Raw genomic sequence first — 9038 nt, 5'->3', positions numbered from 1 at the left:
TGTTCTGTACAAACCTCTCTTGATTCGCTTACCGCTAAATGCGACATCATCAGTGCCAGTATGCCCGTACACAGGAATCGGATCTAGATTCAGGAAGTTCGACTTAGATGTGTAAGATTCTTCTTGCACGAGCACCTTAATCCCAACCAGTCGAGCTTTGTATTCCAACATCTCAATTAATCGAGCGTGAGGAATACTAACGAAATTTTGGTTGGTTTGCTTTCCTAAATCAATCTCGGTTTTCCATTGTGCATTCTTGCCAATTACTAGCGTCCCAATTTGTTTGGCGACCAAGATACCGATTATTAGCCGACTGGCGTGATGCAAGTAATTATCGACTTTTTGGTGGCGACAGCGAGTTAAGCGCTGAATGCGGGGCGAACTCTTGCGACTTCCTTTTAACTGAGATTGTAAGTGTGAAGAGCGTTTGTTGTAGAACTGGTTAATCGATTTTAATGGTCGCCCGTTAATCAGGAGAGGAATGAAACCCGGCTGATTTGAAGTTAACGCCACTAAATTATTCAGTCCTAAATCAATACTAGCTGCCAAAATATCGTTACTGACGGTGGACTCCGGCTCATTATAAATCACCTCAATCACATACGAATCACATTTGGGAACCAGCCTAACTTGGCAAATTTTAGCGGGATTTACTTTGGTTTTGATTAAAATTTCCGTACCGGAAAGCTTGATAATTCCTTTCTTCAATTGCTTACTGCTAATCGCCTGAATCGTATAGATAAGAATATTACGACCCTTGGCTTTATCCTTATATTTCGGTAGCTTCGGACGACCCGTGAATTTAGACGAATCAATTTTGTAAGCTTTGACTGCTTCAAAAAACGATTTCCAATTCTTGTCCAATACCATCAAGATTTGTTGACTAACCTTGGCGGGCATTGTCTTGTATGCTTGATGAGATTTCATCAAACGGTTCATCTCGTTGTAGTTGATGTAACCCCATCCATAAGTAAAACTCTGACGAATGACGTAGTTGGCGGCATTGTAGAGATTCTTGGATTTAAAGGCTAATTCATCAATCTGGGCGAAACGATGTTCCGTAGATTTAATGATGTGCCTCTCTGCTAGTTGCATTTAAGGTTTCCATCCTTTAAGTCATGTGTTTTTTACTCGATTACTATGATAATAAGATACTACTATTCTTGATTGATGCTTACAAACTTAATGAAGTTTCACAATACCACAAAACACCGTCAGGTGTGAAATGTACACCCTACTTTTACCGTGTGAGCATTGCCCCCCCCGAAAGCTTCACAGAATTTCAACCGTAAAGTTCGCAATGCCCACCCTAAAAATTTAGATGATTTGAACAGTCAGGTGTGGATTCCGCACCCGAAAGATTCAGACAAACACTCAAAATTCAAAACCAAACTAAAGCCGTTCCAAGAAATTTCGCAATAATTGCTTTCCCGAAGTCGTCAAAATACTTTCCGGGTGAAACTGCACACCTTCAATATGCGGATATTCCCGGTGCCGCACGCCCATAATAGTTCCGTCTTCCACCCAAGCCGTAATTTCCAAAACTTCAGGACAACTCTGCTTTTCAATTACCAAACTGTGATAGCGAGTTGCAATCATCGGCGATTCCACGCCCTGAAAAACTCCGACTCCTGCGTGTTCTACCTGAGAAGTTTTGCCGTGCATCAACACGGGTGCAGAAACTATTTTGCCACCGAATACTTGACCGATACTTTGATGTCCGAGGCACACGCCTAAGATTGGTAGAGTCGGCCCCAATTCTTTGATTAATTCCAGAGAAATTCCCGCATCTTCCGGTCGCCCCGGGCCTGGAGAAATCACCACTGCTGCTGGCTGCAATTGGCGAATTTCGGCTAAGGAAATTTGGTCGTTGCGATAGACTTGCACTTCGCTTGCTACGGGCAACTCAGCACCTAGTTCTCCTAGATACTGTACCAAATTGTATGTAAAACTGTCGTAGTTATCGATGACTATAATCACGGGTTAAGTTAGATTTTAGGTTTTAGATTTTAGATTTTAGATTGACTCCCTGCCTGAAAGCAAGGGTTTCAAGATTTTAGAGAAATGCCGAAGATAAAAATAGCTGCAATATAGACAAATAAAACTAAAAACCTCAAATTGGTCATCTAAAACCTAAAATTTGCGTAAAGCGAAGCTATCGGGATCTTAATCGCCCCATAAGTTACTAACGGGCGATCGCAATTTGAACGACTGCCCACAAAGGAGGAAGCAGAAGTGCAGCACCGACGATGATCGCAGCCATGGCCGATACCAGAACTGCTCCGGCAGCGCAGTCTTTGGCAATTCTGGCTAGTTCGTGACAAGATTGCCCGACGGTCAAGTCTACCACCGATTCGATCGCCGTATTCAACAGTTCCATTGCTAAAACTATGCCAATGGTGACACCTACCACAGATATTTCTACAGGTTTCAAGTGCAAAAATAGCCCCAGTCCGATCGCCAATGTTCCTATAACAGTGTGAATCCGAAAATTTCGCTGAGTTTCAAAAGCATAACTCAGACCCCCCCAAGCGTATATAAAACTCGTAGCTAAGCTAGATGCGATTTTCCAGGACAAATCTCGGTTGTATTTCAAGGCTTTTTTAGACTCGTGGACTGTCGGGGTGGAAGAGTCTTGAGGCATGGGCAGAAACTGTGCGATTTTTGATGAAATTGAGGGTTTATTTAGTGTCATAAACAACCAACTTTAAGTTCCAGAGATGAATGAAAGCTAGACTTTTCAAATTAATTTCCTCAAGTCTCGGTAACTTTCCTAAGTTTTTACTAAAGTTTTGGTGTAATTTCAGAAAGTTATGTTGGGCTTGACATGATTTGTTAAGTAACCATCAACTTCTGTTATGCTGTTTGGACCGCAAGACCGATCGCCTGCAGCAATGTTTCTTGTCGATCGAGCATTTGAGCCAGACTTTCTTCATCCGGGTGATCCCACCCCAAAAGGTGCAGAAAACCGTGGGCTGCGAGCCAAGCTAGTTCGGTCTTCAGGGAATGTCCTTGCTGCTGGGCTTGTCGCTGAGCTGTATCGATCGAGATGACGATATCACCCAAGTATAGGGGTTCAGATGACTGCATTTCCTCTAGCTGAGGACAGTCTACCTCTAAAGCTGCGAAAGCTAGGACATCCGTCGGTCGATCGAGCTGACGGTACTGGAGGTTGAGGCTTTGCATCTGGTGATCGGCGGTTAAACGCAGACTGACTTCGTAGCCCGGAGCGACTGGCACATACGCTTCCTGGTTTTCCAGCCAAACGCTAAACCAATTTTCCCATGTTTCGGCTGAAATCTCCCCGCTGGCTGCACTCTCAGGGAGGTTGGAAGCGTCGGCTGACTGCTGGGCGAGCCCGTAACAGTCTTCGACGTTCACCTCGATTAGCATTTTTATAATCTCCTGTCAAGCGATATATTCAATTTTTTTACAATCTCCAATTGCGCGATCGAGCAGAATTACTTTTTGCTTTCAGCAGGCACCTTACAATAATCTGTTGAAGATTGCAACAGCCCGGGAATACCATCACCTTAACTCCCGATTAAGAAAGATGAAAAACATCAGCGGAAATTAGAGGCTGATTGTTTGAATCCCCAATTAAGAATTGAAATATCGATCGAGAAATGCCAAACCGACGAGTACGCCTAAAAGTCCGGCCGCTGTCAAGGCAAAATGAAACAGAGAAGTCGCCCGCTTGCGAACCATGTTCCGCATCGCCAGCTTGACATAACTCGGTGGAGGTGCATTGTTTGTCGGGGCTGTCGGGGTTTCGGCGGACTCTTCCGAGGCGGGAATTGCTGAGGGAGGTTGACTCATACTCGTTAGTTTAGAAGGTTAACAGAGGCGCTGCTGAGGACAGGCTCGTCCCGATATTAACAAATATGTAACGTTTTGTGTAGCTGTTTTTAGTTTTTCGATCGCCGCGGGCCCCTGGAACGGGGATTATACCAACAGATTAATGTGCGATCGGGGTGATTATCAATTCGATATTTTATTTTCCTCTTCAGATACACGAGGATAAATTAAATTTCCGATCCGTGTTCCTGTGCGCTTTAACAAAAATTTTTCAATTGTCAAGTCCCACACTCAAGCGACACTCACTTAAGTTAACTCTAATGAGTGTCACCAGAAAAAGCGACTGTTAACCAACCGCGACCGGCAGTTATTCATAGATATAGCCACGGAAAAACAGAAACAAATTTTTCCGGTGTTAACCAACCGCGACCGGAAGTTATTCATAGATATAGCCACGGAAAAACAGAAACAAATTTTTCCGGGTAAAGACTAGCCCAAAAAGTTAAATTACTCTGACAAGAACATGGAAATTTCCACATTTGAAATCCTCACCGCACCAATCGCACCTGTGATCGGCCTCCCTCCAGCACTCCTCCCAGTGGCTCGCCGAGTCGTTCAGGGATACTTTCTAACCATCTCCAATCTTGAACCGATCGACTGGCAATATCGGATTGAGTTTGCCATCAGCTTACCCGTGCCGGCAGATCCGAATAAAATCTTGCTCAACAACGCTTTCTTAGTTGTTGACGTGGAAGGCCTTAACATCACTATACCTCTGACTCAGCAGCCGGGAAAACCTGAGGTATATCGCGGATTTTTCACAATACCCGCTCACAAAACTGCATCTGTTCAATTGTTGCCCATTCTGCCACAAGCTCTGACTCCAGGTTTGTTGGAAGTGCGCGGATATGTCTCACTATTTCCGCTATTTCCGAGCCAAAACGATGTTTTGCTTCCACCAGTCAAGGTATTATTGAATCCCGAAATTCGCGGTACTTTCTTGCCGAATAATTTCCCATCACCAGCTAATACTGAACTAGACTTCGATCAAATCAATTACACTTTAGCGATCGCCAGTGGAAAAGCCTTGAACGAAATTCCTCCTGAAGTAGTGTCAACAATCTTGATCGATTTAGGAACTCTTGAGCCGTTTTTGGAAAAGTTACGCAAGGGTAATTTTGACTTGGCTAGTTTGGAAGCCGACAATTCAAAAAAATCTCAAATGCTAGTGCAACTGCTAGCCCAACTCGATACCAGTGAGGTCAATTTGAAAGACCTAAATACAGTGATGGAAAAAATCGATATTCCTGTCAGAATGTCTAGCATCTAGAACTGTTAAAGGGTAAGTAACTGTAGGGTGGGCATTGCCCACCTTACGTTTACTTACGTTTAATTACGCCCACTTATACACTCACTGAGCTTTATTCCCATGTCGAACTCATTTAAATTTCAGCCTGTTTCTTTTAGTTGGGTAGCTGTTCATCCCCAGCCAAAAGGTGTTGTTCAATTTATTGGTGGAACTTTTTTTGGTAGTTTGCCAACTTTGTTTTATCGATATTTTTTACAGCAGTTGTTTGAAGAAGGTTATACCGTAGTTGCTTTGCCGTTTAGATTTACTTTTCGTCACTGGCCGATCGCTATTGGGTTATTAAAAGAGCAGGAGATACTGAGAACAGAACTGACCAAAATTGCTCAAAGATTAGGCTATGAAAGCGAAATTTATCAAGAACCATCGAGTTATTTTTGGGTCGGTCACAGTCTGGGATGCAAGTACATTGCTCTTTTAGAACTTTTAAGCGACGATCAGTATCCAAATATGGTGGATAAATTCTGTGATGGCCCTGACTACGAACAGATTCAAAGGTTAATCGAAAGTCTGGGTATCGACAGACCTTCAATTAAAGGCCAGCCGTCCTTATTACTTGCTCCTGATATCAGCAATACAGAGAGCGCTATTCCAGTGCGATCGCTAGCACAATTGTTAGACAAATTCCGCTTAGGAGTGCTACCAACCAGAGAACAAACTCAATGCTTTATTGCTAATAGTTCTCTGTTTAATTTAACTGCAATAATTTCTTTCGATCGAGATAAAATTGCTGGTTCTACCAATGATATCAACAAAAGTCCGGAACAACAAAAAAACAGCGATGTACTTTGGCTCATAGAACAGCTAAGTAATAGAAAATTGCCTTTATTGAGCAAGGAAATAGAAGGCAAACATTTAGAGCCGATTGGCATCCAAATCGGTTATTATATTGTTGACCTCAATCCTTGGGATAAATTCATCAAACCTCTGAAAAGGCGCTTTCTTGAATATTGGTCTGTTCATTTTTTGGATGCTTTGAAAAAGCGGTTAAGCGCTTAACATTGTATAAACTGCCAACTCACCCTCAATTTCCAGCCCTCTGCTGAACCCCAGCAATAAGTTGCCTCACTGTCTCCGCGTCGGGCGATCGCAAATGCTGCAAAATGTCCAAAGATTGCTGTAAATAATTCAAGGCTTTGCCAAAATCTCCCTTCTTATCTGCTAACAACTGTCCTAACATTGCGAAAGTAGCAGCTTTCCCTCGACTATCGCCAATCTGTTCCTTAAGTTCGAGAGATTGTTGATAAAATGCGATCGCCTTGGCTACTTCCCCTTGAGTCGCATAAATTATTGCTAGACAGTGCAAAGTAGCAGCTTTCCCTTGAAGATTGCCAATGTTTTCCTTAAGTTCGAGAGATTCTTCATAAAATGCGATCGCCTTGGCTACTTCCCCTTGATTGGCATAAATTCCTGCTAGTTGGTGCAAAGTAGCAGCTTTCCCTTGAACATTGCCAATCTGTTCCTGAAGTTCCAGAGATTTTTCATAAAGTGCGATCGCCTTGGCTACTTCCCCTTGATTCGCATAAATTATTGCTAGTTGGGGCAAAGTAGCAGCTTTCCCTAGAACATCGCCAATTTTTTCCTGAAGTTCCAGAGATTCTTGATAAAATGCGATCGCCGTGGCTACTTCCTCTTGTTTGGCATAAATTCCTGCTAGTTGGTGCAAAGTAGCAGCTTTCCCTTGAACATCGCCAATCTTTTCCTTAATTTCGAGAGATTGTTCATAAAGTGCGATCGCCGTGGCTACTTCCCCTTGATTCGCATAACTTATTCCTAATTCATGCAAAGTATTGGCTTTTAAATATCTTAATTCTTCATCATCTTTCGCCAAATCTAACGCTTGTTCTAGATAGTATTTTGCTGCGGGGTATTCACTCCGGCTGCGATGAGCAATTCCCAACTCATTCAAAATTCTGATGCGATTTTTCAAATTCCCTTCAGTTTGCTTGCGCCCATGCGAGGGAGTATATTCCATCAAGAATCGTTTTAATAAATCGATGCGTTCCTGCTTTTCCGGCACCTCGCAATTTGTAATCCCCTTGCTAGCATCCAGAGTTTGAGAAACAGCATCATCTCTAGTATTTGCAGGAGTTTTGAACACAAAAGTCCCCGAATTTTTAGCCCACAAATCCGGCGCAAAATTAGCAATTCGCGTAATCGCATAATGCGGCAAACAAAAAAGCATTGGATGCGGCACTTTAATCGGATAAGCATCTCGCACCCCATTAAAATCTACCAGGATCGGCGGATCTTCCCCCGTAATCCCGATCGAATGTTCCAACCCCCGCACAATTAAAATTAACTTCTTGTGTGGTTGAACTTTGACTGTTGGCAAAACCTTAAGAATTTCATCTATCAAACAGCGGAGATCGGGCTCGGGAAAATCCCAAACCTCAAACTGCATCTCTTGACAATCAGGATGGCTAATTAATGCCTGAATAATCGCATCCCTATCCTTCGCAAAATTACTTTCGATAAATCCCAAATCAAAGGCATTGTCGGGAACAATATCGACAAACGTCAGCAATTGGTCAAAAGACTCTTGATTTAGTTCAATTATCCTTTGCCGGTCTATTTCAGGGATTGGCCTCGATTGATTCAAGGGCTTGTTGGAAAGCATAGCTTTGTTTTACGAGTGGGTTGACATAATTCCACCGACTATTGCCGTTGTATTCCAAAAGGGAAAGATTGAATAATAAGTTTTGTCCCCTTTCATCTTTAGTAATCTCTTTCTTGATGCCAACTTCCGGTAATTTTGTATAATATTCTGGTTCAGTAGTAGATTTTCCAAATTCAAATTGCTGTTGCTTGAAAGCGTAAGTTACATTTTCCGCCCAAATTTTACTGTGTTTGCGAGTAATCGCAGTTTGGCAAGCCGATCGACTTACTTGCATCAAATGTCGCACATCGCCACCGCTAGCTTTTACCAAATCTAGTAACTGCTGTCGATCGACAAATATGGCACTTACATCAACCCGCTGCTGGCTTAAGCTGACGGAAGATTGAACAGTGGCTTCAGTTTCTTCAGTAACATCTTTAAACCACGCTTCAAAACTATCTAAGAGTTTGGGGTCAAACTTCAGGCGTAATTCAGTTAAATCATCAGCTAATTTTTTGATAAAAAGCAAATATATATCGGTATATTCAGCATCATTAACATCCCGTTCCCAATCGAATTCTCTGTAAATCACCCGATATGCGTTTTCGCACTGCGACTGAATGCGTTTTAACTCTGTACTTTTGCCACATTCCCTATCCCCGGTAAACAAAATTGTATCAAATTCTCCCGGTTCATGAATATCCAAATCTGTGCTGACACCTTCGATGGCTTCAGTGTTGGGTACTGCGGACAAGTCAACATAATATCGCGCCATATTTTCGCCCGTTAGAGGCTTGACATTGCAAGCGCGGTAAGCTTCTTTGAGTGTTTTGGCGCGGTTGGCTGGCAGTGAAGTCATCGGGTTTTAGATTTGGGATTTGAGATTTTAGATTGAACCTATAGCCTGCACCGATCGCGGGTTGTCAGAATGTGGAGCTTTTGAAAGCCTATTTTAACTCACATCTTGCAAGATATGTGAGCGATCGCACTTAAACATCCCTCGATCGTCCGATCGATCTCTTCTCCCGCAAAAAAACATCCGCCCAATCAGCATCAGTTTCCGACAGCGCACTTCGGGGTGCGGCGGTGTAATCGATTCTAAAATCATAGGCGGCGCGATCGTAAACCCCCATTTAATAGACCTCTTGCAAAAATAGGACGGGCAAGATGCCCAACCCACAAGAAAAATAACTAGTGTGGGATGGGCATCTTGCCCGTCCCATCAATTGTTGAAAAGGATTTTTGGAAGAGGTCTAATTAGCCGTGTAAATCTAC

At 42.9% G+C, this 9038-nt stretch carries 10 protein-coding genes; 2 read left to right on the top strand and 8 right to left on the bottom strand.

The annotated features are described in order from the left end of the window. From ACUVJL_RS24180 to ACUVJL_RS24160, 5 genes are all read right to left on the bottom strand, one after another. The coding region (locus tag ACUVJL_RS24180) for an RNA-guided endonuclease InsQ/TnpB family protein (protein ID WP_445248162.1) at positions 1–1095 on the bottom strand (1095 nt) is incomplete at its 3' end. Positions 1096–1392: 297 nt separating this feature from the next. Further along, the gene (locus ACUVJL_RS24175) at positions 1393–1980 is read right to left on the bottom strand and encodes an aminodeoxychorismate/anthranilate synthase component II (protein ID WP_333240826.1); all 588 of its coding nucleotides are present in this window, start codon (positions 1978–1980) and stop codon (positions 1393–1395) included. A gap of 205 nt (positions 1981–2185) precedes the next feature. After that, positions 2186–2695: a diacylglycerol kinase gene (locus tag ACUVJL_RS24170; RefSeq protein ID WP_445248161.1), complete on the bottom strand. Its 510-nt coding sequence runs from the start codon at positions 2693–2695 to the stop codon at positions 2186–2188. Positions 2696–2856: 161 nt separating this feature from the next. Continuing rightward, positions 2857–3393, bottom strand: coding sequence for an rRNA maturation RNase YbeY (ybeY, locus tag ACUVJL_RS24165; protein WP_445248160.1), 537 nt, complete (start codon positions 3391–3393; stop codon positions 2857–2859). 207 nt (positions 3394–3600) lie between these two features. Then, on the bottom strand, positions 3601–3819 hold the full coding sequence (locus ACUVJL_RS24160) for a DUF3285 domain-containing protein (protein WP_190662634.1): 219 nt from the start codon (positions 3817–3819) through the stop codon (positions 3601–3603). A gap of 502 nt (positions 3820–4321) precedes the next feature. Between ACUVJL_RS24160 and ACUVJL_RS24155 the strand changes: the two genes are divergently transcribed. Both ACUVJL_RS24155 and ACUVJL_RS24150 read left to right on the top strand, forming a co-directional pair. Further along, positions 4322–5128, top strand: a complete 807-nt coding sequence (locus ACUVJL_RS24155) for a hypothetical protein (protein ID WP_445248159.1) — start codon at positions 4322–4324, stop codon at positions 5126–5128. A gap of 99 nt (positions 5129–5227) precedes the next feature. Next, a complete protein-coding gene (locus tag ACUVJL_RS24150; protein ID WP_445248158.1) occupies positions 5228–6163 on the top strand; it encodes a DUF1350 family protein in 936 nt (311 codons plus the stop codon). A 25-nt stretch (positions 6164–6188) separates the two neighbouring features. Here ACUVJL_RS24150 and ACUVJL_RS24145 read toward each other — a convergent pair whose 3' ends face one another. The 3 genes from ACUVJL_RS24145 to ACUVJL_RS24135 form a co-directional block, all read right to left on the bottom strand. Continuing rightward, positions 6189–7784: a tetratricopeptide repeat protein gene (locus ACUVJL_RS24145; RefSeq protein ID WP_445248157.1), complete on the bottom strand. Its 1596-nt coding sequence runs from the start codon at positions 7782–7784 to the stop codon at positions 6189–6191. Then, positions 7741–8622, bottom strand: coding sequence for a hypothetical protein (locus tag ACUVJL_RS24140; RefSeq protein WP_445248156.1), 882 nt, complete (start codon positions 8620–8622; stop codon positions 7741–7743). Before ACUVJL_RS24140 ends, ACUVJL_RS24145 begins: the two co-directional genes overlap by 44 nt. 130 nt (positions 8623–8752) lie before the next feature. Further along, on the bottom strand, positions 8753–8896 hold the full coding sequence (locus ACUVJL_RS24135) for a DUF4058 family protein (protein WP_445248155.1): 144 nt from the start codon (positions 8894–8896) through the stop codon (positions 8753–8755). Between the last annotated feature and the right edge of the window lie 142 nt (positions 8897–9038).

The sequence above is a fragment of the Microcoleus sp. OTE_8_concoct_300 genome (assembly GCF_031383065.1).
Lineage (GTDB): Bacteria > Cyanobacteriota > Cyanobacteriia > Cyanobacteriales > Microcoleaceae > Microcoleus.
This window is presented reverse-complemented; position numbering and strand designations above follow the sequence as displayed.